Genomic DNA, 21,184 nt, shown 5'->3' with positions numbered 1-21,184 from the left:
GGTCCGGTGAGCACCCCGACACCCGCCGACGCCTCCGGCCCCTCGACCCCCGCACCGGCTCCGGCGCCCGACGGCGGCACGGTCCGGGTGCGACTCGACCTCGCCTACGCGGGGACGCACTTCGCCGGCTGGGCGACCCAGCCGCGGCTGCGCACGGTGCAGGGCGTGCTCGAGGACGCCCTGGCGACCATCGTCCGCACCGAGCCGCTCGGACTGCCGCGCCCCCGCCTGACGGTCGCGGGCCGGACCGACGCGGGCGTGCACGCGCGCGGACAGGTGGCGCACGTCGACCTGCCCGTCGAACGGTGGGAGGCCATGCCCGGCCGGTCGGACCGGTCGCCGGGCCGTGCGCTGGTCGACCGCCTGGCCGGTGTGCTGCCACCCGACGTCGTCGTGCACCGGGCGGCCCCCGCCCCCGAGGGGTTCGACGCGCGGTTCTCGGCCACGGGGCGGACGTACCGGTACCGCATCGCCGACGACCACGGGCTGCGCGACCCGCTGACGCGCGAGTGGGTGCTGTGGCACCGGCGCGAGCTCGATGTCGCGGCCATGCACGCCGCCGCGCAGCCGCTCGTCGGCCTGCACGACTTCGCGGCCTACTGCAGGCCGCGGGAGGGCGCGACGACGATCCGCGAGCTGACCCGGTTCGACTGGTCACGTCCCCGGAGCGGTCCGGACGCCGGGCTCGTCGTCGCCGTGGTCGAGGCGGACGCCTTCTGCCACTCGATGGTGCGCGCCCTCGTGGGGATGTCGCTCGCCGTGGGCGAGGGTCGACGGCGCCCGGACGACCCGGCCCAGGTGCTGGCCGGCCGGAGCCGCTCGGCAGCGGCCGCGGTGGCACCGGCACGGGGGCTCACGCTCGAGCGCGTGGACTACCCGCCGGACGCCGAGCTGGGGGAGCGGGCGGCCCGCATCCGGGCCCGCCGGTCCGAGGACGAGCTGCGGTAGCCGGCGGGCGCCGGCCTCGTTCCTCGGCCGCCACCCTGCGCGACGCTCCGGCTCACGGCTCCTCGACCCAGTGGACGGCGGCCTCCTCGGCGGTCGCACCCGCGCCGTCGATCCCGGCGTCCGTCCCGTACACGTCGTTGTCGCGCGCGCCGTCGGCGTTGGGGTCGGCGTCGTCGTCCTCGACGAGGCGGCCGGCCCGGGCGGTGTCGGGCCGGTCCAGCGGGTCCCGTTCCCACACGTCGGGCTCCTCCTCGGCGAGGCGCTGGTCCAGGGGTTCACCGTGGGTCTCCTCCCAGGACGTCTCGCCCCAGTGGTTCCGGCGGGGACGCTCCGGCGGCGAGTAGCCCTCGTCGAGCGCGTCCTGGGTGCCACGGTCGAGGAGCGTGTCCTCCGTGGAGAGCTGGTTGCCGTCGCCCTCGGCCGCGAGCTCGGGGTCAGATCGTGTCCCTGGCGTGTCTTCGGTCATGACCCCACGGTGCACCTGGACGGCCCAGTCCGCAGCCCGGCGCCGGGGCTGCGGAGCTCCCGGAGGCCGTGACGCAGGTCGCTTTGACCGGCACGACGGCGTGCCGCTAGACTGACCAGTCGTTGTGCTATGCCCCGGCGTCCCGTGCCGTCGACGTTCCCACCGTTCGACGGCACAAGGCCAGGACGCCGACCTGGGGCCCCGCGCACAACATCTGACTCATCGGGCGCCGCTTCTCGCCCGACGACACCGACCACGAAAAAGGTTACGAACCGTGCGTACGTACACCCCGAAGCCCGGCGACATCCAGCGCGACTGGTACGTCGTCGACGCGACCGACGTCGTCCTGGGCCGCCTGGCCAGCCAGGTCGCCACGCTCCTGCGCGGGAAGCACAAGCCGACCTTCGCGCCGCACGTCGACGGCGGTGACTTCGTCATCGTGATCAACGCGGACAAGGTCGCCCTCTCCGGCAACAAGCGCGAGGACAAGCTCGCCTACCGCCACTCCGGTTACCCGGGCGGCCTCCGTTCCGTCAAGTACGGCGACCTCCTCGAGAACAACCCCGAGGAAGCCGTGGAGAAGGCCGTGCGCGGCATGCTCCCCAAGAACACGCTCGGGCGCGAGCAGCTCATGAAGCTGAAGGTCTACCGCGGTGCGGAGCACCCGCACGCGGCCCAGACGCCCCAGCCGTTCGAGATCACCCAGCTTTCGCAGCAGGCCTGAGCCGCTGCCCGATGCCGAGCGAAGGAAACACCGTGGCTGACACCACTGTCGACACCGAGCTGGACGAGAACACGCCCAGCAACTACACCACCGAGACCGCCGCCCCCGTGGCCAACGGCGGTCAGTCCATCACTGCCCCGGGCCAGGCCCTGGGTCGCCGCAAGGAGGCCGTGGCGCGCGTGCGCCTCGTCCCCGGCACCGGCCAGTGGAAGATCAACGGCCGTACCCTCGAGGACTACTTCCCGAACAAGGTGCACCAGCAGCTGGTCAACGACCCGCTGAAGCTGGTCGAGGTCGAGGGGCGTTTCGACGTCGTCGCCCGCATCACGGGTGGTGGCCCCTCCGGCCAGGCCGGCGCGCTGCGCCTGGGCATCTCGCGTGCGCTCAACGAGATCGACCGTGACGCGAACCGTGCCGCTCTGAAGAAGGCCGGCTTCCTCACCCGCGACCCGCGTGCCGTGGAGAGCAAGAAGGCTGGTCTCAAGAAGGCCCGCAAGGCCCCGCAGTACTCGAAGCGCTGATCTGTCGCTTCCGCGCACGGCCCCGTCGGTACACCGGCGGGGCCGTCCGCATGTCCGGACGCACTACGATCGTCCGAGCGCCCACCCGAGAGGACGACAACTGATGGCACGACTCTTCGGCACCGACGGTGTCCGTGGCCTCGCCAACCGCGACGTGACGGTCGAGCTCGCGCTCGACCTCGGCAGCGCCGCAGCCCACGTGCTGGGCTCCCGCTCCATGCCCGGCCACCGGCCGAAGGCGGTCGTCGGGCGTGACCCGCGCGCCTCGGGCGAGTTCCTGTCCGCCGCGGTCTCGGCGGGCCTGGCGGCCTCCGGCGTCGACGTCGTCGACCTCGGCGTGGTGCCGACGCCGGCGCTCGCCTACCTGGTCAGCGCGATGCACGCGGACCTCGGGGTGATGGTCTCCGCCTCGCACAACGCCATGCCGGACAACGGCATCAAGTTCTTCGCCCGCGGCGGCCTGAAGCTCGACGACAGCGTCGAGGACGAGATCGAGGCGGTGCTCGGCAACGGCTGGGAGCGCCCGATCGGTGCGGACGTCGGGCGGATGCGCGTCGACACCGGCATCGCGGCCGAGCAGTACGTCGAGCACCTGACGGCCAGCATCGGGACGACGCCGGACCACCGGCCGCTCGAGGGCCTGCGGATCGCGGTGGACGCCGCCAACGGCGCGGCGAGCCAGGTCGGGCCGGACGCGCTGCGCGCCGCGGGTGCCGACGTCGTCGTGATCAACGCCAGCCCGGACGGGCGCAACATCAACGAGAAGGCCGGCTCCACCCACCCCGAGCAGCTCCAGGCGGTCGTGGTGGCCGCCGAGGCCGACTTCGGCGTGGCCTTCGACGGGGACGCCGACCGCTGCCTCGCCGTGGACCACGGCGGTGTCCTCGTGGACGGCGACCAGATCCTCGGCATCCTCGCCAAGGCGCTGAAGGACGAGGGCCGGCTGCCGGGGGAGACGCTCGTCGTCACCGTCATGAGCAACCTGGGCCTGCTGCTGGCCATGCGGGACGCCGGGGTCCGGACCGTCCAGACCGGGGTGGGCGACCGCTACGTCCTGGAGGAGATGCGGGCGCACGGCTACGGCCTCGGCGGCGAGCAGTCGGGCCACATCATCCTGGCCGAGCACGCCACCACCGGCGACGGCGTCCTCACGGCGCTGCACCTCGCCGCCCGGATCAAGGCGACGGGCAAGCGGCTGGCGGACCTCGCCACCGAGATCCCGCGCCTGCCGCAGACGCTCGTCAACGTCAAGGGCGTCGACAAGGCGCGGACCGACTCGGACGAGGACCTCCGCATCGCGGTCGAGAACGCCGAGTCGCTGCTCGGGGAGACCGGCCGCGTGCTGCTGCGCCCGTCGGGGACCGAGCCCGTCGTGCGGGTCATGGTGGAGGCGGCGACCCAGACGCAGGCCGAGGGCGTCGCGGAGACGCTCGCCGCCGTCGTGCGGGAACGTCTCAGCCTGTGAGCCCGTGGTCGGGCGAGGTCGTGCCGGCGCTGGCGGACGCCGTCGCCGACGTGCTCGACGTCGCGTTCGGTCGGCCGGAGGCGCCCGGGGTGCTCCCGATCGTGCAGGCGGGCGACCCGGTGCTGCGCGCGTCCGCGGCGCCGTACACGGGCCAGCTCGGCGACGAGCTCCCGCGTCTCCTGGAGGCCATGCGGCGCACGATGCGGGCGGCGCCCGGCGTCGGCCTGGCGGCGCCCCAGGTCGGCATCGGCCTGGCCCTCGCGGTCTGCGAGGACGCGGGGATGCCGGGCGACGACCGGGAGCGGACGCCGCTGCCCTACCGCGTGCTCGTCAACCCGCGCTACGAGGCCGTGGCCGAGGACGGCACGCCGGGCGAGCGCGTCGCGTTCTACGAGGGGTGCCTGTCGGTGGACGGCTGGCAGGCCGTCGTCGCGCGGCCGCGCCAGGTGCGCCTCACCGGCCAGGACGAGACCGGGGCCGCGCTCGACGAGGTGCTCACCGGCTGGCCGGCGCGGATCGTGCAGCACGAGACGGACCACCTGCGCGGTGAGCTCTACCTCGACCGCGCCGAGTCCCGGTCGCTCACGTCGAACGCCAATCTCGCACGGTTCTGGTCCGCCTCGCCCGACCCGGCGCCGGCCGCCGCGGCCCTCGGTTTCACCCTGCCCTGACCCGCCGGCGGCGGACGCTGGACAGATGCTGTGAAACCCGCGTGAACGTTCCTGGCTCAGGGTCGGACGGGGGGCATCCCTGATGTCTCGGGCCGCGCGGGGGCCCTACGCTGGTGTCCGTCGCGCCGTACGGTGCCGATGCCGCCGCCGGCCGGGCCGGCTGACGAACGAGGGACCGCGTGCCGGGAATCACCATGATGCTGAGCCAGGTGGAGGCCTGGATCCTCGAGATCGCCGCCTCCGTCTGGATCTATCCCGCGATGTTCGCCTCGGCCTTCATCGACGGCTTCTTCCCGCCGGTCCCCAGCGAGTCCGTCCTCGTCACCCTCGTGATCTCCGCCCAGGCCACCGGGGTCCCGTGGCTGTGGCTCATCATCCCCGTCGCGGGCGCCGGGGCCTGGCTGGGCGACCAGGTCGCCTACGTCCTGGGCCGCCGGTACGGCACCGAACGGCTCACCGGGATGCGCAGCGCACGGGGTCGCAAGACGGTGGCCTGGGCGCGCCGGGCGCTGGCCCGACGCGGCGCCGTCTTCATCATCGCCGCCCGCTACATCCCCGTCGGCCGGGTGGCCGTGAACATGACCGCCGGGGCGCTCGCCTACCCGCAGCGGCGGTTCATGACGTTCTCCGGCGTCGCCGCGGTGCTCTGGGCGGCCTACTCGACGCTGATCGGCATCGCCGCCGCCGAGGTGCTGGGTCACGACCCGTTGCTGGCGATGGTGGTGGGCGTGGTGGGCGGCGGGCTGCTCGGTCTCGTCGTCGACCGGGTGGTGCAGGCGTTCACCCCGCGCGAGGAGGTCCTGGAGGAGATGCGCAACCAGGTCCCGGTCGCGGTGCCGGACGCCGACGAACCCTCAGAGCTTGCGTAGGCGCACCCGCTGGACCGAGTGGTCGGAGCCCTTGGTCATCACGAGCGTGGCCCGGCCCCGGGTGGGCAGGACGTTCTGCTCGAGGTTCGGGGCGTTGATCGACTCCCAGATGCTCAGCGCCCGCGCGGTGGCCTCGGCGTCGGACAGGTCGGCGTAGCGGCGGAAGTAGGACTCGGGCCGGCTGAACGCCGTCCGGCGCAGCTTGAGGAACCGGTCCACGTACCACTGGCGGATGTTGCGGGTGCGGGCGTCGACGTAGATGGAGAAGTCGAAGAAGTCGCTGACCGCCACCGTCGGCTCGGTGGCCGAGAGCGAGCGTGCCGGTTGCAGCACGTTGAGGCCCTCGACGATGAGGACGTCGGGCCGGTGCACCACCGCCTCCTCTCCCGGGACGATGTCGTAGACCACGTGCGAGTACACCGGGGCGTACACCTCCGGCTGGCCCGCCTTGACGCGTGACAGGAAGCGGATGAGCGCGCGGCGGTCGTACGACTCGGGGAAGCCCTTGCGTTCCAGCAGGCCGCGCCGCTCCAGCTCGGCGTTGGGGTAGAGGAAGCCGTCGGTGGTGATCAGCTCGACGTTCGGCGTCTCCGGCCAGCGGGCCATCATCTCGCGCAGCACGCGCGCCGTCGTCGACTTGCCGACCGCGACCGAACCGGCGACGCCGATGACGTACGGGGTGCGGGGCGGCTCCTCGCCGAGGAACGTCGACGTGGCACGGTGCAGGCCCGCGGTCGCCGTGACGTACAGGTTGAGCAGCCGCGACAGGGGCCGGTAGACGGCGTCGACCTCCGCGAGGTCGATGGGGTCGCCCAGGCCGCGCAGGCGGGCCACGTCCTCGTCGGTGAGGGGCAGCGGCGTCTGCTCCGACAGGCCGCTCCAGGCGGTCCGGTCGAAGTCGACGTAGGGGGAGGCCGGCGCCAGCCGGGGGAGGTGCTCCGACAAGGGAGGGAGCGACGTCGGATCACCGTTGCCGGGGACGGACGTCGCGGACGAGGAGGTCACCTGGTCGATTCTGCCCGAGGCACCCACCGGCGACGCAAACCGTGACCGGCTGCGCTCGGCGGACGACCGGCCCCGCGCGGGCCTGGGTAGACTCCCGCGCATGTGTGGCATCGTCGGATATGCGGGCCTGGGGCCGTCGGAGAATCGCGTCGAGCAGGCTTCGGCCGCCCGGGATGGGGCGTCGGACCGCCCGCTCGAGGTGGTGCTCGAGGGCTTGCGGCGCCTCGAGTACCGCGGGTACGACTCCGCGGGCGTCGCGCTCGTCGGGCCGGGCTCCGCCGAGGTGACCTCGGCCAAGAAGGCCGGCAAGCTGGCCAACCTGCTGGCGGAGCTCGCCGAGCGTCCGCTCCCGGCCGCCACCGCCGCCGTCGGGCACACGCGGTGGGCGACGCACGGCGGACCGACCGACGGCAACGCCCACCCGCACGTGGCTGACGACGGGAGGCTCGCCGTTATCCACAACGGAATCATCGAGAATTTCAGCGAGCTGCGCGAGATGCTCGCCGCCGAGGGCGCGACCTTCCTGTCCCAGACGGACACCGAGGTGGCTGCCCACCTGCTGGCCCGCGAGTACCGCGCCGCCGGCGACCTGACCGCCGCGATGGCGGCCACCGCGCGGCGCCTGCACGGCACGTTCACGCTGCTGGCCGTCCACGCCGACGCGCCGGACACCGTCGTCGGTGCCCGGCACGACTCGCCGCTGGTGGTCGGCCTCGGCGAGGGGGAGAACTTCCTCGGGTCCGACGTCGCGGCCTTCGTCGCGCAGACCAAGGAGGCGCTGGAGCTCGGCCAGGACCAGGTCGTGACCATCACGCCGACGACGGTCGAGGTGACCGACTTCGACGGCGCGCCCGCCGAGGGCAAGCGGTTCACCGTGGACTGGGACGCCGCCGCCGCCGAGAAGGGCGGCTTCGAGTCCTTCATGGACAAGGAGATCCACGACCAGCCGCACGCGGTGGCCGACACCCTGCTGGGGCGGACGGACGCCTCCGGGCGGATCGTGCTGGACGACCTGCGGATCGACGAGTCCCTGCTGCGGGCGGTCGACAAGATCATCGTCGTGGCCTGCGGGACGGCCGCCTACGCCGGGCACGTGGCGAAGTACGCCATCGAGCACTGGTGCCGGATCCCGGTGGAGGTCGAGCTGGCGCACGAGTTCCGCTACCGCGACCCGATCGTGGACGCCGGGACCCTCGTGGTCGCGATCTCGCAGTCGGGCGAGACGATGGACACCCTGATGGCCGTGCGCCACGCCCGCGAGCAGGGCGCCAAGGTGATCGCCGTCGTCAACACCAACGGGTCGACGATCCCGCGGGAGTCGGACGCGGTGCTGTACACGCACGCCGGACCGGAGATCGCCGTCGCCTCGACCAAGGCGTTCCTGGCGCAGATCACGGCGGCCTACGTGCTCGGCCTGTACCTGGCGCAGCTGCGCGGCAACAAGTTCCCCGACGAGATCGCGGCCACGTTCGACGAGCTGCGCGACATGTCCCGCAAGGTGCAGACCGTCATCGAGCGCGGCGAGTACGTGCGGGCCACGGCGCGGTCCATGGCCGACGCGGACAAGGTGCTGTTCCTCGGGCGGCACGTCGGCTACCCGGTGGCGATGGAGGGTGCGCTGAAGCTCAAGGAGCTCGCGTACATCCACGCCGAGGGGTTCGCGGCCGGAGAGCTCAAGCACGGCCCGATCGCGCTGATCGACGAGGGCCAGCCGGTGTTCGTCGTCGTTCCCTCGCCGCGCGGCCGCGACCAGCTGCACTCCAAGGTGGTCTCCAACATCCAGGAGATCCGGGCCCGTGGGGCGCGCACCCTCGTCATCGCCGAGGACGGGGACGACGAGGTGCGCAAGTACGCCGACGAGGTCTTCTGGATCCCGAAGGCCCCCACGCTCCTGCAGCCGCTGCTCGCCGTGGTGCCCCTGCAGATCTTCGCGATGGCGCTCGCGACGGCCAAGGGGCTTGACGTCGACCAGCCGCGCAACCTCGCCAAGTCCGTCACCGTCGAGTGACCCGGAGGCGTCGCGGAGGGTGGAGCCCGACGGAGGAGGGATCCGCCTGGAGCAGAGCGGCAGGGTCGCTCGACGACGAGAACGAGTGATCCGCAGGGCATGATCGACACCATGGATGACGCGCAGGACGGCCCCGCGGGCGGCCCGACCACGCTCGGGGCCCTGGCCGACGAGGTCGAGATCATCTCGCGCGTCTACGAGCGCCGGTTCGGCGTCCCCCGGTCCGACGACTGGCTCGTGCTCAAGCTGCACGAGGAGGTCGGCGAGCTGACGCAGGCCTACCTGGCGCGTTCGGGGCGCTCGCGGGACCGCGGCGCGGGAGCAGGTGCCGTGGACGCCGCGTTCCGGTCCGAGCTCGCCGACGTCCTCGCGCAGCTGCTGCTGGTCGCCCGCCGGTTCGACGTCGACCTGGAGGCCGAGCTCGAGCGCAAGTGGTTCCGGTTCCGCCATCTCGTGGAGCCGCAGGACGAGGACGGGGTGCGCCGGTGATCGTCGGGGTGGGGATCGACGTCGTCGACGTCGCACGGTTCATGGCCACGCTGGAGCGCACCCCACGGCTCCGGGAGAAGCTCTTCACCGAGGCGGAGCGGGACCTGCCGGCGTCGTCGTTGGCGGCGCGGTTCGCCGCGAAGGAGGCGATCGCCAAGGCGCTCGGGGCGCCGGGCACCCTGCACTGGCACGACGCCACGGTGCATCGCGTGGTGGGCGGGCCGCCGGAGGTGGAGCTGCGCGGCACGGTCCAGGCGCGTGCCGACGAGCTCGGGGTGCGGCACTGGCACCTGTCGATCTCGCACGACGCGGGGATCTCCTCGGCCATGGTGGTCGCCGAGGGGTGACCGGGTTGATGCCGACCATGCCGTGACGCCCGTCCGTGGAGACAGACGGGCCGCCACGGCAGGGTCGGCACCCGGCGTGGGTCAGCCCTGGAGCTCGGGGATGACCTTCCGCTGGAACAGCTCGATCTGCTCCCGGTCGCCCGCCGCGTTCGCGAAGTAGGTGATCGCGTAGGTCATGCCGAGGTTCTGGAGCTCCTGGAGCTTCTCGACGATCTGCTCCGGGGTGCCCACCATGAGGCCGTGGCGCCAGAGCGAGCTCTCCCGGTGGCCCTGGTCGCCCGGCGCGTACTGGGCGAAGTGGGCGTCGATCCACGCGAGCTTGTCGTCGATCTCGGCCTGGTTCTCGCCGATGACCATGTTGTAGTTCGCCGACCGGGTGATCTCGCCGAAGTCCCGGCCGATGTCGCGGCAGTGCTGCTCCAGCACCTGGGACTTGTGCTGGAACTCCTCGGGGCTGCCCGAGAAGTTCGTGTACTGGGCGTGCTCCGCGGCGATGCGCAGCGTCTTCTTCTCGCCGCCACCGGCGATCCACAGCGGGATGCTCGGGACCTGCGCGCCGCCGTCGCCGACCGGCAGCTGCTGGAGCGGCTGGGGGTAGGACAGTGCGCCGTCGACCTGGTAGAACTGGCCGTCGAACGTCCCGGACGAGCCGGTGCGCCACATGCGCTCCATGATCTGCACGCCCTCGTCCAGGGCCCGGAGCCGGTCGCCGGCGCTCGGGAACCCGTAGCCGTAGGCGCGCCACTCGTGCTCGTACCAGCCGGCGCCGATGCCCATCTCGGTGCGTCCGCCCGAGATCGCGTCCACGGTGGACGCGACCTTCGCCAGGTACGCGGGGTTGCGGTAGGCCATGCACGTGCACATCTGGCCGAGGCGCACGCGCTGGGACGCTGCGGCGAACGCGGCCATGAGGGCCCACGCCTCGTGCGTCGCCTCGGTGCTCGGCACGGGGACGGTGTGGAAGTGGTCGTACACCCACACCGACTCCCAGGCGAACTCGCCGCCCGGGACGGCCTCGCCGGCGGCCGCGTTGTCCGCGTAGTGAAGGAGGGACAGCATGGTCTCCCAGTGCTGCTCCGGGGGCACGTCGGTGAGCGACATGCGCCAGCCCTGCGGGATGAAGAGTCCGAATCGCATGGTCCTGAGCCTATGCGGTCCGGCCGCGCCGCGTATGTTCGGACCATGATCGAGGCATGGAACGCTGCCGACGTCCGCGCTGCCGAGGCGCCCCTGCTGGAGGCCGGCGAACCATTGATGGAACGGGCGTCGTTCGCGCTCGCGATGCAGGTCCTGGCGGACCTCCGGGCCCGACGCCGGCACCTGCGCGGCGCTCGCGTCGTGCTCCTGGTAGGAGCCGGCAACAACGGGGGCGATGCGCTGCACGCCGGTGGCGTGCTGGCGCGCCGGGGCCTGGCCGTCACGGCAGTGCTGGTCTCGGAGCGGGCGCACACCGGTGGGCTGGCCGCCCTGCGCTCGGCCGGCGGCCGCGTCGTCGAGCTGTTCGCCGACCCGGCCCGCACCGCGGCGGTGGCCGCCGACGCGGCGAGCGCCGACGTCGTGCTCGACGGGATGGTCGGGATCGGCGCCCGCGGGGCGCTGCGCGGACCGGCCGCCGACCTCGTCACCGCCCTCACCGACGCCAGGGGTGGGAGACGCGGCTCGGGCGCACGGGTGGTCGCCGTCGACCTCCCCTCGGGGATCGGGGCCGACGACGGCACGGTCGACGGCCCCGTCCTGCCCGCGGACCGCACGGTCACCTTCGGCGCGGCCAAGCCCGGACTGCTGCTGCCGCCCGCCGCCCACCTGGTCGGCGAGCTCACGGTGGTCGACATCGGGCTGTCGCTCGAGGGCGCACCGGCGCTCCGCCGGCTCGAGGCGGTCGACGTCGGCCGGGCCTGGCCCGTGCCCGGACCGACGGACCAGAAGTACAGCCGCGGCGTCGTCGGCCTGGTCGCCGGGACGTCGACGTACCCGGGGGCCGCCGTGCTCTCGGCGTCGGCGGCGGTGCGGGCGGGCGCCGGGATGGTGCGCTACCGCGGGCCGGGTGCTGTCGGGCACGCGGTGCTGGCCGCCCGCCCGGAGGTGGTCGCCGCGCCCGGCCGCGTGCAGTCGTGGGTGGTCGGTCCGGGGGTGCCGCCGTCGGACGAGGACGACGGGCAGCACGGCCGGGGCGGTGGCGGGCTCGCCGCGGCGCGGGGAGACCTCGGGGGGATGTCGCAGGGAGCCACGCCCGCCGTGGTCGACGCCGGCGGGCTGTCCCTGCTGGAGCCTCCGTGCCCGCCCTGGTTCGTCCTGACGCCGCACGCCGGCGAGCTGGAGACGTTGCTGCGGCGGCACGGCGAGGACGTGCACCGCCGCGACGTCGAGGCCGCACCCCTGCGGTGGGCGCGCCGGGCGCACGAGCTGACCGGTGCGACGGTGCTGCTCAAGGGTGGGGTGACGGTCGTCGTCGGGCCGTCGGGGGCGTACGCCCAGGCCGACGCGCCCGCCTGGCTGTCCACGGCTGGCGCTGGCGACGTGCTGGCGGGGCTGCTGGGCGCGATGCTCGCGGCTCGCTCGGCCGAGGTGGTCGAGCGGCCCGGGCTCGCGGCCGAGATCGCGGCGGCCGCGGCGCTGGTCCACGGGCGCGCGGCGGAGCGGGCGAACCCCGGTGGTCCGGTCGCCGCGCTCGACGTGGCCGACGCCCTGCCCGCGACCGTCGCGTCGCTGGTCGCGCAGGCGTAGCGCGACGGTCGCCACGTCATGGGAGCTTTCGCAGAGTTCGCACCGCACCGGCACGGCACGCCGGCCGCGGTGGCGGTCCGGGTCGCGACCGTGGACGACCTCCCGGCGGTCGAGCGGGTGCAGGACGCGGCGGGGCAGACGTTGCTCCTCGACGGCATCCGCGCGGCGATCCTCGACAGCGGGCGGCAGGTGCTGGTCGCCGAGACCGGTGCGGCCGGTGACGACGAGCGTGCCGCCGTCGTCGGCTGGGCCAAGACGCACCTGCACCCGCGGTCCGACGGCGTCGCCCCGGCCGGGCACTATCTCGGTGGGGTGACGGTGCACCCGGCGTGGCGGCGGTGCGGTGTCGCGACGGCGCTGACCGAGGCGCGGATGGGATGGATCGCAGGCCGTGCGGCCCGGGCGTTCTACGTGGTCAACGCCCGCAACACCGCCTCGATCGCGCTGCACGAGCGCTGGGGGTTCCGGGAGGTCGCGCGAGCCGCGTCGTTCCACGGCGTCACGTTCGCCGGCGGGGCAGGGCTGCTCCTGGCGGCCGACCTCAACGCGTCGTGAACGCGCCGCCGTCCACGTGCAGGGTCTGGCCGGTGAGGTGTCGCGCCCCGGGGGACGCGAGGAACGCGACGAGGGCGGCGACGTCGTCGGGGGTTCCGGCGCGCTTGTCGTGGGTGGCGGCGACGAGGCGCTCGCGGCGCTGGTCGGTGAGTCGACCGCGGAAGTAGTCGGTCCCCTCGATGTATCCCGGTGCGACGCAGTTCGCGGTGATGCCGCGCGGTCCCACCTGCGCCGAGAGCCCGGCGGTCCATGCCTGGACCGCGGCCTTCGCGACCCCGTACGAGCCACCGGCGTACTCGGCGCCGATCGATCCCACGGTGACGATCGTGCCGCCCGGGCCCATGGTGCGCAGGGCGGCCGTGACGGTCAGGACGGTGCTCACGAGGTTGGCGTCGAGGTTGGCGCGCCAGGCCGCAGCGACGTCGGCGAGCGTCGGGTCGGTCGAGGCGGCGTCGGACGGCCGGTCGAAGTCCGTGTTGCCGCCCGCCATGGCGACGACGATCTCGAGGGGCGCGTCGAGCCCGCTGACGAGGGCGTCGACGGCGGAGGGGTCGGCGGCGTCGCACACGACCGCCCGCGCACCGGTCTCCGCGGCGGCCGCGTCGAGCGGCCCGGGCCGGCGCCCGGTGATGACGACGTCGTCCCCGGCGTCGACGAAGTGGCGGGCGATCGCGCGGCCGATGCCGCCCGAGCCCCCGGTGATCAGTACCTGACGGCCCACGTGCTCCTCCTTCATCGGCTATGTTTAGATCTAAACATAGAGGAGGACGAGATGTCTGACTACCCCCTCGACGCGACGGCGGCCCTGCCGGCGGGCGAGATCGCCGCAGCGTGGGACCGCGAGCTGCCCGGGGTGCCGACGTCGTCGATCGGCGTCATCACGCCGCTGTGGCGAGCCGCCAAGCGCCTGGCCGACGAACGTCGTCGGACGCTGGCCCGGCTCGGCGTCGACGGCGCGACGCTCGACCTGCTCAGCACGCTGCGTCGTTCCGGTGAGCCCTGGACCCTCACCACGCGTGAGCTCACGACCCAGACCCTGGTCACCGCCGGGGCGGTCTCGCAGCGGGTCGCGCGCGCAGAGCGCGACGGGCTGGTCGCGCGGGCGCCGTCCGACGCCGGACGCCGGGCGGTCGCGGTGACGCTGACAGGGGAGGGGCACGCCGTCGTCGAACGGGTGGTGCGCGAGCTGCTCGAGCACGAGGAGCGGCTCCTCGGCGTCCTCGGAGCCGACGAGCGGGACGCGCTCGGGCGCCTCCTCGGAGCCCTGCTGGACTCGCTGCCGGGGCGCGACGGCGTGGGCTGACGTGCCCACTACCTCGGCCGGGCCGGTACTACCTCGGCAGGTGGGCCTCGATCGCCTCGATGATCTCGGGGGCGTCGGGGACCGTCTTGGGGGAGTAGCGGCGCACCTCGCCGCCGGGCAGCACGAGGAACTTCTCGAAGTTCCAGCGGATGCGCCCGTCGTGCCCGCCCGCGTCGGGGGTCTTGGTCAGCTCGGCGTACAGCGGGTGCGCGTTCCTGCCGTTGACCTTGACCTTCGACACCACCGGGAAGGTGACCCCGTAGGTGGTGGAGCAGAACTCCGCGATCTTCTCGTCGCTCGACAGCTCCTGCAGGAACTGGTTGCTCGGGAACCCGACGACGGTGAAGCCGCGGTCCGCGTACTTCTGCTGCAGCTGCTCGAGGGTGTCGTACTGGGGCGTCAGACCGCAGCGCGAGGCGACGTTGACCACCATGACCACGTCGTCACGGTGCTCGGCGAGCGTGGCGGACGTGCCGTCCATGCGGTCGAAGGGGATGTCGTAGAGGCTCATGCGTCCATCTTCGCCCGCCGACGGCGGTGCCACCACGCCCCGAGCCCCGTGGCGACGACCAGGGTCACCAGCAGCCCGACCCACCCGACGCCCTGAGCGGCCTCGGCGAGCCAGCGCTGGACCGACGCCGCGGCCTCGACGACCGGGTCCGCGCCGGCGCCGCCGGCCAGCACCCGCAGCTCCCAGAACCCGTACCAGGCCACGTAGAGGCCGGCGACCAGCAGGATCGCCCCGCCGATGCGGGCGAGCACGGGCCCGGCGCTACGGGCGCGTCCGACGACGCCGGCCCCGGCGGTCGCGACGACGACGGCGGCCGTCCCGACGAGCAGCGCCATCCCGGCGGCATAGGTGGCGAACAGGGCGACGCCCTGCGCGACGGACCCGGCGCGGAACGCGGTGACCACGACGGCGAGGAACGGCGCGATCGTGCACGTCAGCGAGGCCAGCGCGTACGAGGCGCCAAACCCGACGACCGACCACCAGCGGTCCGTCAGCGGCTTGCCGCTGCCGGTACGCAGCAGCCGCAGCCCGGGCAGCTCGCGACCGGCCATCACCCAGACGCCGGCGGCCGCGAGGACGACCCCCAGCACCAGCGTGAAGGCGGGCAGCCAGCGCTGCACCGAGCTCGCCACGGGGGCGACCACCAGGCCGAACACCCCGAAGACCGCCACGAAGCCGAGCGTCAGGGCCGCCGTCGAGCGCAGCGCGCGCCCGACGGCGGAGGCGCGGCCGTCGTCGGGGCGTACCAGCGTGGCCAGGTAGGCGGGCAGCAGGGCGAACCCGCAGGGGTTCACGGCCGCCACCAGGCCGGCACCCAGGGCGAGCGCGAACGCGCCGTCGTCGAGCACCGGCTCAGCCGGCGAGGTCGGCGACGGCGGACTCGAGCTCGGGCTCGGTGAGCACGCCCTCGGCGACGATCTCGCCGTCGGCGTCCAGGACCACGAACGTCGACTGCTGGGTCATGCCGAAGTGCTGCCAGACCTCCCCGGCGTCGTCGACGAGGTGGGTGATCCCGTCAATGTTCTCCTCGGCCATCTCGCTGATGGCCGAGGCGTCGTCGAGCCCGCCCACGCCGACGACCGCGACGTCGTCGCCGTACTCCTCGGCGAGGCCGGTGACGGCCGGGATCTGCATGATGCAGGTGGGGCACCACGGGGCCCAGAACCACAGCACGGCCGGGGAACCGGCGAGCGACGCCCCGTCGAACTCCTCGCCGTCGAGGGTGGTCGCGGCGAAGTCGTAGACCGCGGGCACCGCCTCGTCGGCCATGGTGTCCTGCTCCGACATGTCCTCGTCGGCCATGGTGTCCTGCTCCGACATGTCCTCGTCGGCCATGTCCTCGGTGTCGCTCGTCATCTCGTCCGCGGTCGCGGTGCCGGCTGCGGGCGCCGGGTCGTCGGCGGCGCACCCGGACAGGGCGAGCGCGGTGGCCAGGGCCAGGGCGGCGGGAAGAGGTCGGCGCGTCATGCACCCAGTCTTGCCCGGCAAGGTGCTCCGCGGGACCCCCGGACGTCTTACGGGATGGTGACGGCGCGGGAGAATGGCCGCATGCCCCGCGTGCCGCCACCCCCGGACTCGCCACCTCCCGGCTCGCTACCTCCCGGCTCGCCGCCCCCCGACCCGCCGCCGCGTCGCGGACCCCGCAAGCACGTCCCCCCGCTGCCGGTGCGGGACGGGCTCAACCCGACGCGTCTCGTCCTGCCGCACGACGCCGCCACGGTCGCGCGGCACCGCACGGCGTTCGACTACCTGCTCGCCAGGTTCCCCGACGACGCCGTCCGACTGCGCGAGAAGGTGGCGGCCGGCGAGGTCGTCACCGGCGGCGGCACGGTCGTCACCCCGAGCACGCCCTACGAGCCGCGCGGCTTCCTCTACCTGTACCGCGACCCGCCGTCGGGCGAACCGGAGGCGCCCGGTCTGGCCGAGATCGAGGTGCTGCACCGCGACGAGGACCTGCTCGTGGTCGACAAGCCGCACCTGGTGGCGACGATGCCCCGCGGACGCTGGGTCACCCGCACGGTGCTCACCCACCTGCGCCGCTCGCTCGACCTGCCCGACCTCGTCCCGGCGCACCGCCTCGACCGCCCCACGGCCGGCGTGCTCGTCCTCACCGTGCGTCCCGCGGTGCGCGGCCCCTACCAGCTCGTCTTCCAGGAACGCCGGGCGGAGAAGGTCTACGAGGCGGTCGCGCCGCTCCCGCCGGCCGACGGCGGCGCGCACGACGGCGGGCACGACGGCGAGCAGGGCTTCCCCCGCACGGTGCGGTCATGCATCGTCAAGCGCCGCGGGGTGGTCCGGGCCGAGGAGGTGCCCGGCGAGCCGAACGCCGAGTCGTGGATCGACCTGGTGGCCCGCGACGACGGGCGAGGCCTGGGGCTGTACCGGCTCCGGCCCCGCACCGGCAAGTCCCATCAGCTCCGGCTGCACATGGCCTCGCTCGGCCTGCCGCTGCTGCACGACCCGTTCTGGCCCGAGCTACGACCGGACGCCCCGGACGACCCGGAGCGCCCGCTGCAGCTCCTGGCACGGTCCCTGGCCTTCGACGACCCGCTCACCGGCGAGCCGCGGCTGTTCACGTCCCGGCGGGCGCTGTCCGAGTGGTGAGAGAATCGCCGTCGTGAACCTCCCGCCCCTCGACGACGGCACGCCGGCACAGGCGGTCGTCGACCTCGACGCGATCAGCGACAACCTGCGCGCCCTGCGGGGCCACGCGCCGTCGTCGGACGTCATGGCGGTCGTCAAGGCCGACGGGTACGGGCACGGGATGCTGCCCGCGGCGCGGGCGGCGCTCGCGGGCGGGGCCACCTGGCTCGGCGTCGCCACGGCCGCCGAGGCGTTGGCGCTGCGTGCCGGGCTCTCGGGTGCCGACGTGCGCGTCCTGGTGTGGCTGCTGACCCCGGGTGCGCCGTTCGCCGACCTGGTCCGCGCGGACGTCGACGTCACCGTGGCGGCGCCGTGGGCGCTCGACGAGGTGGCCGCCGGCGCCCGGGCGGCGGGCCGGGCGGCACGCGTGCACCTCAAGGTGGACACGGGGCTGTCCCGGGGCGGCGTGGCCGCCGGCGACCTGCCGGAGGTGGCGCGGCGCGCCGCGGCCCTGGAGGCCTCCGGCGAGCTGAGCGTCGTCGGGGTCTTCTCCCACCTGGCGTGCGCCGACGAGCCGGGACATCCCTCGATCGCGCGGCAGGCGACCGCCTTCGACGCGGCGCTGGCCGTGACGGGCGACGCGGGTCTGCGACCCGAGGTGCGCCACCTGGCGAACTCCGCCGCGACGCTCACCCTCCCCGAGCTTCACTACGACCTCGTGCGGCCCGGCATCGCGGTGTACGGGTTCGCACCCAGCCCTGCGCTCGGCGTGCCGGGCGACCACGGGCTCCGGCCCGCGATGACGTTCCGGTCCCGCCTGGCGAACGTCAAGCAGGTCGCGGCGGGGGAGGGCGTCTCCTACGGGCACCTGTACACCACGTCGCAGGACACCACCGTCGGGCTCGTGCCGGTCGGCTACGGCGACGGCGTGCCGCGCCATGCCTCGGGCGGCTCGGCCGGTCCGGGCGGACCTGTCGCCGTCGGGCAGGGGCCGGGCGCTCGCGTGCTCCGCGTGGCGGGCCGCGTGTGCATGGACCAGCTCGTCCTGGACCTCGGGCCGGACGCCGCGGAACGTGCCGGGGACGTGGTCACCCTGTTCGGCTCGTCCGACGGCGTCGCGCACGGCGCCGACGTCCCCAACGCCCAGGACTGGGCCGACGCCGCCGGCACCATCAGCTACGAGATCGTCACCCGCCTCGGTGCGCGCGTGCCGAGGGTCTACGTGTCAGAAGGAGATGTGCACCAGTGAGCGACGTCGTCGTGCAGACCGAGACCGACCTCCCGGACGCCGCGACCACGCGGGCGCTCGGCGCGGCGCTGGCCGGGGTGCTGCGGGCCGGGGACCTGGTGATCCTCACCGGTGACCTCGGTGCGGGCAAGACCACGCTGACCCAGGGGCTCGGTGCCGCGCTGGGGGTGCGGGGGCAGGTGGCCTCCCCGACGTTCATCGTGGCGCGCGAGCACCCGCCGCTGCCGGGGTCGACGGGCTCCGACGGAGCCCCGGGGCCTGCCCTGGTGCACGTGGACGCCTACCGGCTCGGCGACCTGTCGGAGCTCGACGCGCTCGATCTCGACTCGTCGCTCGACGAGTCGGTGACCGTGGTGGAGTGGGGCCGCGGGCTGGCGGAGGCGCTCACCGACGAGCGGCTCGAGATCGACCTCGAGCGCCCCCGGGGTGGTGTGGGCGACGACCTCGAGGTGGACGCGGAGGCCGGCACACGGCACGCGGTGCTGCGCGGGATCGGCGCGCGGTGGGAGGGCGTCGACCTCGCCGCGGTGGTGCGCTCCGCGCTGCTACCTCGGCCGTAGCGGTACTACCTCGGCCGTCAGTAGGCTGGGGGCGTGGCAGTTCTCGCTCTCGACACCTCCGCGGCCGTGGCCGTCGCACTCGTGGACGACGACGGCGCACGCCTCGCCGCGCGCACGTCCACCGAGCGCCGCCGGCACGCCGAGTCGCTCGCACCCCTGATCGCCGAGGTCCTGGCCGAGGCCGGCCTCGAACGCACGGACCTGACCGCCGTCGTCGGCGGGACCGGACCGGCTCCCTTCACCGGGCTGCGCGTCGGGCTGGTGACGGCCCGCACGCTGGCGCTCAGCCTCGGCATCGACGTCCTCGGCGTGCCCAGCATCGACGCCCTGGCGGTGCAGACGGTCGCGGACCTCGGCCTGCGGCCGGGGGACGAGGTCCTCGCCGCGACCGACGCCCGCCGCAAGGAGGTCTACTGGGCGCGCTACCGCGTCGTCGCGCACGAGGGACCGCACGGGGTGCCCGTCCTGGAGACGCTCCACGGACCGGAGGTGCAGAAGGCGGCCGAGGTGGCCGCGGCACAGCTCGACGTCCCTGCCGAAGCAGGCGCGCGGCTCGCCGTCGTCGGCGAGGGCGCAGCGCTCTACCCCGAGGACCTGCCGCCCGCCGACGACGCCCCGCTGGTCCCGGACGCGACGGTGCTGGCGCGGGTCGCGCTCGCCCGGCGCGCGGCCGGCGCGGACCTGCCGACCGAGCCGCTGTACCTGCGCCGCCCCGACGTGCAGGAGCCGGCCGGGGCCAAGCGGGTGCAGTCCGCCGCCGGAGGCGCGGCATGACCCAGAACGCGCTGGAGGTCCGGCTGCGACCCCTGGAGAGCGCCGACTTCGACCGCGTTCTCGAGCTGGAGCGCGAGCTCTTCGGGGCGGGCGCGTGGACGTACGGGATGCTCGCCGACGAGCTCGCGGGCCTCGGCCGGTGGTACGTCGTGGCCGAGCCCGCCGACGCCGCGGAGCGCTACGGACTCGGGCGGCGACCCGTGATCGGGTACGCGGGCCTGTGGTTCGACGGCGAGGTGGCGCAGGTGATGACCCTCGGCACCGCGCGGAGGTACCAGAGCCGCGGGGTGGGGCGGCTGCTGCTGCAGGCGCTGGTCGACCGGTCCCGCGAGCTGCGCGCCCGGGCGCTGTTCCTGGAGGTCGCGGTGGACAACGCCCACGCGATCGCCCTGTACGAGCAGTTCGGGTTCGAGCGCCTCGGGGTGCGCAAGCGCTACTACCAGCCCGAGGACAAGGACGCCTTCACGATGCGGATGAACCTGGCGCAGTCGCAGACGGGTTCGACGGCGCCCGGGGACGCCGCGTGAGCGGAGGGCCCGCGGCGCGCGAGCAGGTCCTGGTCGACGTCGCCACGCTGGCGGCGGACCTCCAGCTCGGAGGGCTGGAGGACCCGGCCGGAGGCGCGCCGGTGCTGCTCGACGTGCGCTGGGAGCTCGGCCGGAGCGACGGCCGCGAGCAGTACGAGGCCGGGCATCTGCCGGGTGCGGTGTTCGTCGACCTCGAGACCGGTCTGGCCGCGCCGCCGTCGCCGGCCGAGGGACGCCACCCGTTGCCGTCGGCGACCGCCTTCCAGGAGGCAGCACGGAGCTGGGGGATCGGGACGGGCTCGCGCGTCGTCGTGTACGACGCCGTCGGCGGCACGTCCGCCGCGCGAGCCTGGTGGCTCCTGCGCTGGTTCGGGCACCGGCAGGTGCAGATCCTCGACGGCGGGCTGGCCGCCTGGGTGCGGGCCGGCCACCCGCTCGAGGCGGGCTCCGTCGAGCGCGAGCGCGGCGACGTCGTCGTGCGCCCCGGCGGGATGCCCGTGCTGGACGTCGACGAGGCGGCGGAGCTCGCGAGGAACGGTGTCCTGCTCGACGCGCGGGCGGCCGAGCGGTACCGCGGCGAGGTCGAGCCGGTGGACCCCCGGGCGGGCCACGTCCCGGGTGCCGTCTCGGCCCCCACCGCCGGCAACCTGGCCGACGACGGGACGTTCCGCCCGGCGGCGGAGCTCACGGAACGGTTCGCCACGCTCGGCGCGACGGCGGACCGATCGGTGGGCGTCTACTGCGGGTCCGGCGTGACGGCGGCGCACGAGGTGGCCGCGCTGGCCTCCGTGGGTGTCACGGCCGCCCTGTACCCGGGGTCGTGGTCCCAGTGGTCGAACGACCCGGCCCGCCCGGTCGCCACCGCCTGACCCCCCGAGGGGCCAG

Annotated in this window: 25 protein-coding genes; 18 read left to right on the top strand and 7 right to left on the bottom strand. The window is 74.3% G+C overall.

Going from position 1 to position 21,184, the window contains the following annotated elements:
• The first annotated feature begins 6 nt into the window (after nt 1-6).
• Entirely contained in the window at nt 7-948 is a 942-nt protein-coding gene (gene truA, locus BCL65_RS09135; protein WP_374956677.1) for a tRNA pseudouridine(38-40) synthase TruA, read from the top strand.
• 52 nt (nt 949-1,000) lie between these two features.
• On the opposite strand, the gene BCL65_RS09130 is transcribed toward truA, so the two are convergent.
• Entirely contained in the window at nt 1,001-1,414 is a 414-nt protein-coding gene (locus tag BCL65_RS09130) for a DUF5709 domain-containing protein (RefSeq protein WP_106267268.1), read from the bottom strand.
• Between the two features lie 274 nt (nt 1,415-1,688).
• Between BCL65_RS09130 and rplM the strand changes: the two genes are divergently transcribed.
• The 5 genes from rplM to BCL65_RS09105 all read left to right on the top strand — a co-directional run bounded on the left by rplM (nt 1,689) and on the right by BCL65_RS09105 (nt 5,664).
• A complete protein-coding gene (rplM, locus tag BCL65_RS09125; RefSeq protein WP_106267266.1) occupies nt 1,689-2,138 on the top strand; it encodes a 50S ribosomal protein L13 in 450 nt (149 codons plus the stop codon).
• Between the two features lie 32 nt (nt 2,139-2,170).
• Nucleotides 2,171-2,659, top strand: a complete 489-nt coding sequence (rpsI, locus tag BCL65_RS09120) for a 30S ribosomal protein S9 (RefSeq protein ID WP_106267264.1) — start codon at nt 2,171-2,173, stop codon at nt 2,657-2,659.
• Between the two features lie 103 nt (nt 2,660-2,762).
• Entirely contained in the window at nt 2,763-4,124 is a 1,362-nt protein-coding gene (gene glmM, locus BCL65_RS09115; RefSeq protein WP_106267262.1) for a phosphoglucosamine mutase, read from the top strand.
• The gene (locus tag BCL65_RS09110) at nt 4,121-4,795 is read left to right on the top strand and encodes a peptide deformylase (RefSeq protein ID WP_374956676.1); all 675 of its coding nucleotides are present in this window, start codon (nt 4,121-4,123) and stop codon (nt 4,793-4,795) included. The genes glmM and BCL65_RS09110 overlap by 4 nt, the downstream gene beginning before the upstream one ends.
• A gap of 179 nt (nt 4,796-4,974) precedes the next feature.
• Nucleotides 4,975-5,664: a DedA family protein gene (locus tag BCL65_RS09105; RefSeq protein WP_243400921.1), complete on the top strand. Its 690-nt coding sequence runs from the start codon at nt 4,975-4,977 to the stop codon at nt 5,662-5,664.
• Here BCL65_RS09105 and coaA read toward each other — a convergent pair.
• Nucleotides 5,650-6,609 (bottom strand): type I pantothenate kinase, encoded by a 960-nt coding sequence (coaA, locus tag BCL65_RS09100; RefSeq protein ID WP_106267427.1) that lies wholly within the window; start codon nt 6,607-6,609, stop codon nt 5,650-5,652. The two genes, BCL65_RS09105 and coaA, sit on opposite strands and share 15 nt — an antisense overlap.
• Before the next feature lie 160 nt (nt 6,610-6,769).
• Here coaA and glmS point away from each other — a divergent pair, with 160 nt between their 5' ends.
• The 3 genes from glmS (at nt 6,770) to BCL65_RS09085 (ending at nt 9,513) form a co-directional block, all read left to right on the top strand.
• Nucleotides 6,770-8,677 (top strand): glutamine--fructose-6-phosphate transaminase (isomerizing), encoded by a 1,908-nt coding sequence (gene glmS / locus BCL65_RS09095; protein ID WP_106267258.1) that lies wholly within the window; start codon nt 6,770-6,772, stop codon nt 8,675-8,677.
• Between the two features lie 111 nt (nt 8,678-8,788).
• Nucleotides 8,789-9,166, top strand: a complete 378-nt coding sequence (locus tag BCL65_RS09090) for a pyrophosphatase (RefSeq protein WP_106267425.1) — start codon at nt 8,789-8,791, stop codon at nt 9,164-9,166.
• On the top strand, nt 9,163-9,513 hold the full coding sequence (locus BCL65_RS09085; protein ID WP_106267256.1) for a holo-ACP synthase: 351 nt from the start codon (nt 9,163-9,165) through the stop codon (nt 9,511-9,513). The genes BCL65_RS09090 and BCL65_RS09085 overlap by 4 nt, the downstream gene beginning before the upstream one ends.
• Before the next feature lie 81 nt (nt 9,514-9,594).
• Here the strand turns inward: BCL65_RS09085 and BCL65_RS09080 are convergent, their stop codons facing one another.
• Complete coding sequence (locus BCL65_RS09080; protein ID WP_106267254.1) at nt 9,595-10,650, bottom strand: TIGR03560 family F420-dependent LLM class oxidoreductase; 1,056 nt, start codon at nt 10,648-10,650, stop codon at nt 9,595-9,597.
• Nucleotides 10,651-10,695: 45 nt separating this feature from the next.
• On the opposite strand from BCL65_RS09080, the gene BCL65_RS09075 reads away from it, so the two are divergent.
• A complete protein-coding gene (locus BCL65_RS09075; RefSeq protein WP_106267252.1) occupies nt 10,696-12,237 on the top strand; it encodes an NAD(P)H-hydrate epimerase in 1,542 nt (513 codons plus the stop codon).
• An 18-nt stretch (nt 12,238-12,255) separates the two neighbouring features.
• Nucleotides 12,256-12,792: a GNAT family N-acetyltransferase gene (locus BCL65_RS09070; RefSeq protein ID WP_106267250.1), complete on the top strand. Its 537-nt coding sequence runs from the start codon at nt 12,256-12,258 to the stop codon at nt 12,790-12,792.
• Here the strand turns inward: BCL65_RS09070 and BCL65_RS09065 are convergent.
• On the bottom strand, nt 12,779-13,513 hold the full coding sequence (locus BCL65_RS09065) for an SDR family NAD(P)-dependent oxidoreductase (RefSeq protein WP_106267248.1): 735 nt from the start codon (nt 13,511-13,513) through the stop codon (nt 12,779-12,781). The two genes, BCL65_RS09070 and BCL65_RS09065, sit on opposite strands and share 14 nt — an antisense overlap.
• Nucleotides 13,514-13,564: 51 nt before the next feature.
• Here BCL65_RS09065 and BCL65_RS09060 point away from each other — a divergent pair, with 51 nt between their 5' ends.
• Nucleotides 13,565-14,095, top strand: coding sequence for a MarR family winged helix-turn-helix transcriptional regulator (locus BCL65_RS09060; protein WP_106267246.1), 531 nt, complete (start codon nt 13,565-13,567; stop codon nt 14,093-14,095).
• A 28-nt stretch (nt 14,096-14,123) separates the two neighbouring features.
• Here BCL65_RS09060 and BCL65_RS09055 read toward each other — a convergent pair whose 3' ends face one another.
• From BCL65_RS09055 to BCL65_RS09045, 3 genes are read right to left on the bottom strand one after another with little or no spacing between them, the layout of a single operon-like run.
• On the bottom strand, nt 14,124-14,606 hold the full coding sequence (locus tag BCL65_RS09055; RefSeq protein ID WP_106267244.1) for a glutathione peroxidase: 483 nt from the start codon (nt 14,604-14,606) through the stop codon (nt 14,124-14,126).
• On the bottom strand, nt 14,603-15,454 hold the full coding sequence (locus tag BCL65_RS09050; protein WP_106267242.1) for a cytochrome c biogenesis CcdA family protein: 852 nt from the start codon (nt 15,452-15,454) through the stop codon (nt 14,603-14,605). Before BCL65_RS09050 ends, BCL65_RS09055 begins: the two co-directional genes overlap by 4 nt.
• Nucleotides 15,455-15,458: 4 nt before the next feature.
• Entirely contained in the window at nt 15,459-16,073 is a 615-nt protein-coding gene (locus tag BCL65_RS09045; protein WP_106267240.1) for a TlpA family protein disulfide reductase, read from the bottom strand.
• Between the two features lie 81 nt (nt 16,074-16,154).
• Here BCL65_RS09045 and BCL65_RS09040 point away from each other — a divergent pair, with 81 nt between their 5' ends.
• Genes BCL65_RS09040 through BCL65_RS09015 form a run of 6 tightly spaced genes read left to right on the top strand, consistent with a single transcriptional unit; the run spans nt 16,155 to nt 21,168 of the window.
• Nucleotides 16,155-17,210, top strand: coding sequence for a pseudouridine synthase (locus BCL65_RS09040; protein WP_106267239.1), 1,056 nt, complete (start codon nt 16,155-16,157; stop codon nt 17,208-17,210).
• A gap of 13 nt (nt 17,211-17,223) precedes the next feature.
• A complete protein-coding gene (gene alr / locus BCL65_RS09035) occupies nt 17,224-18,438 on the top strand; it encodes an alanine racemase (protein ID WP_106267237.1) in 1,215 nt (404 codons plus the stop codon).
• Entirely contained in the window at nt 18,435-18,998 is a 564-nt protein-coding gene (tsaE, locus tag BCL65_RS09030; protein ID WP_106267235.1) for a tRNA (adenosine(37)-N6)-threonylcarbamoyltransferase complex ATPase subunit type 1 TsaE, read from the top strand. The genes alr and tsaE overlap by 4 nt, the downstream gene beginning before the upstream one ends.
• A gap of 33 nt (nt 18,999-19,031) precedes the next feature.
• Nucleotides 19,032-19,772, top strand: coding sequence for a tRNA (adenosine(37)-N6)-threonylcarbamoyltransferase complex dimerization subunit type 1 TsaB (gene tsaB / locus BCL65_RS09025; protein ID WP_106267233.1), 741 nt, complete (start codon nt 19,032-19,034; stop codon nt 19,770-19,772).
• A complete protein-coding gene (rimI, locus tag BCL65_RS09020; RefSeq protein WP_106267231.1) occupies nt 19,769-20,299 on the top strand; it encodes a ribosomal protein S18-alanine N-acetyltransferase in 531 nt (176 codons plus the stop codon). The genes tsaB and rimI overlap by 4 nt, the downstream gene beginning before the upstream one ends.
• On the top strand, nt 20,296-21,168 hold the full coding sequence (locus BCL65_RS09015; RefSeq protein WP_106267229.1) for a sulfurtransferase: 873 nt from the start codon (nt 20,296-20,298) through the stop codon (nt 21,166-21,168). Before rimI ends, BCL65_RS09015 begins: the two co-directional genes overlap by 4 nt.
• Nucleotides 21,169-21,184: the final 16 nt, after the last annotated feature.

The sequence above is a fragment of the Isoptericola halotolerans genome, assembly GCF_003003075.1.
Lineage (GTDB): Bacteria > Actinomycetota > Actinomycetes > Actinomycetales > Cellulomonadaceae > Isoptericola > Isoptericola halotolerans_A.
The sequence above is the reverse complement of the archived record's forward strand: the minus strand, read 5'-3'. Positions and strand labels throughout refer to the sequence as shown.

Bases quoted from the DNA above. Each gene is read 5' to 3' on its own strand.
- BCL65_RS09060 (WP_106267246.1), top strand. From the start codon at position 13,565: ATGTCTGACTACCCCCTCGACGCGACGGCGGCCCTGCCGGCGGGCGAG.
- rimI (WP_106267231.1), top strand. From the start codon at position 19,769: ATGACCCAGAACGCGCTGGAGGTCCGGCTGCGACCCCTGGAGAGCGCC.
- BCL65_RS09130 (WP_106267268.1), bottom strand. From the start codon at position 1,414: ATGACCGAAGACACGCCAGGGACACGATCTGACCCCGAGCTCGCGGCC.
- glmS (WP_106267258.1), top strand. From the start codon at position 6,770: ATGTGTGGCATCGTCGGATATGCGGGCCTGGGGCCGTCGGAGAATCGC.
- BCL65_RS09040 (WP_106267239.1), top strand. From the start codon at position 16,155: ATGCCCCGCGTGCCGCCACCCCCGGACTCGCCACCTCCCGGCTCGCTA.
- glmM (WP_106267262.1), top strand. From the start codon at position 2,763: ATGGCACGACTCTTCGGCACCGACGGTGTCCGTGGCCTCGCCAACCGC.
- BCL65_RS09045 (WP_106267240.1), bottom strand. From the start codon at position 16,073: ATGACGCGCCGACCTCTTCCCGCCGCCCTGGCCCTGGCCACCGCGCTC.
- BCL65_RS09055 (WP_106267244.1), bottom strand. From the start codon at position 14,606: ATGAGCCTCTACGACATCCCCTTCGACCGCATGGACGGCACGTCCGCC.
- BCL65_RS09075 (WP_106267252.1), top strand. From the start codon at position 10,696: ATGATCGAGGCATGGAACGCTGCCGACGTCCGCGCTGCCGAGGCGCCC.
- BCL65_RS09070 (WP_106267250.1), top strand. From the start codon at position 12,256: ATGGGAGCTTTCGCAGAGTTCGCACCGCACCGGCACGGCACGCCGGCC.
- BCL65_RS09080 (WP_106267254.1), bottom strand. From the start codon at position 10,650: ATGCGATTCGGACTCTTCATCCCGCAGGGCTGGCGCATGTCGCTCACC.
- BCL65_RS09090 (WP_106267425.1), top strand. From the start codon at position 8,789: ATGGATGACGCGCAGGACGGCCCCGCGGGCGGCCCGACCACGCTCGGG.